We start from the raw sequence: 1514 nt of genomic DNA, 5'->3' as shown, positions 1-1514 counted from the left end.
TACCAGCTCTGGTTTTAACCAGGTTGCTTTTGCTTTTGGCCGGTTTGGCCTGAAGCGTGAGGGCTCATTTACATCAGGTATACTTTCGAAAGGGCTTTTATCGATAATAATTGGTTTAAACTGCTCCATCATTGTTTTCTGCAATTTATCCGAAAACCCTGTTCCAACCTTACCTACATATTGCAATTTTCCTTTTTCATAAACGCCCAACAGTAAAGAACTAAAAGATTTAGAAGTATCTGCATTTTTGGTAAAACCCGCAATAATCACTTCTTGTCGTTTCTGCACCTTAATTTTCAGCCACTCTTTTGATCTTCGATCTGCTGCATAAGTACTATCTGTTTTTTTAGCGATAATGCCTTCTAAGCCCATTCTCCTTGCCGCATCGAAAAAATCGACACCACTGGCTTTAAAAACCTTACCAAGGCGCACACGGTCGTCATCTGTTGGCAGTATATCGTTCAATATGGCTTGTCGCTGGTAAAGCGGCAGATCCATCAGGTTCTTACCCTCATACCAGAGGATATCGAACACATAAAAAACAAGTTCTCCATCTGCTTCACTTCTCCAATTCTGCAGGGAGCCGAAATTTGATACACCTTTATTATTGAGCACCAAAATCTCACCATCAAATACCGCATTCAATTTCCAGGTTAAAAGCAGATCATAAATGGGGTAAAATTTTTCGTTAAAGGATTTATTATTTCGGGAAAACAAATCAACCTTTCCTTTATTAATAAAAGCTAGGGCACGGTAACCATCCCATTTCACCTCATATTGCCAGTTAGGATCGTCGAAAGGTTCGTCAACCAGGGTAGCTAGCATAGGTTTCACTCCTTTTGGGATGGCTGTTTTGGGAGCTTTCTTTAATATGCTTTTTACATCTATCGCTAGGTCATTGCCCACTGGCATAGTTTCTCTCTTTGCTTTTTGCTTTGGGCTTTTTTTTTCAGTCTTTAAATCCTGCTCCTTTCCTTCTTTCCAGACCTTATCGGATGTTTTTTCCATCTTTTCGATTGTTTTTCCGGAAAGCACAGATTTATCTTCCTTGGTAATGTCTTTTGTAGAAGCATAATCGTCTTTGTGTTTGATCAACAGCCAACCGTTTTCGCCCATGCCATGTGTTTTTACAAGGGCAAACTCTCCATGAAGCTTTTCTCCGTTTAATTTGATTTTTAAAGAACCATCTTTTAACTGGCCTAACAGATGTTTTTCTTGTGCTTTTTTGCCTTTAATCGTTTCTATCGGCTCGTAAGTTCCTTCATCCCATACAATAACGGTTCCGCCACCATATTCGCCCTGTGGAATAATGCCTTCAAAATCTTTGTAATCGTATGGATGATCTTCTACCATCATAGCCAAACGTTTGGTTTTAGGATCGGTTGAAGGCCCTTTCGGTACCGCCCAGCTTTTTAGAACGCCTTCCATTTCGAGCCTGAAATCGTAGTGCAAACGCGAAGCATCATGTTTTTGGATTACAAAATGTAATTTGTTCCTATCGCTGCTTTTACCCG

Annotated in this window: 1 protein-coding gene; it reads right to left on the bottom strand. The window is 40.1% G+C overall.

Features of this window, described 5'->3' with window-relative positions; translation table 11 throughout:
- The coding region (gene ligD / locus AC1DPQ_RS27390; protein WP_477611511.1) for a non-homologous end-joining DNA ligase at positions 1-1514 on the bottom strand (1514 nt) is incomplete at both ends.

It is taken from the genome of Pedobacter sp. 01T416_2 (assembly GCF_056398925.1).
This window is presented reverse-complemented; position numbering and strand designations above follow the sequence as displayed.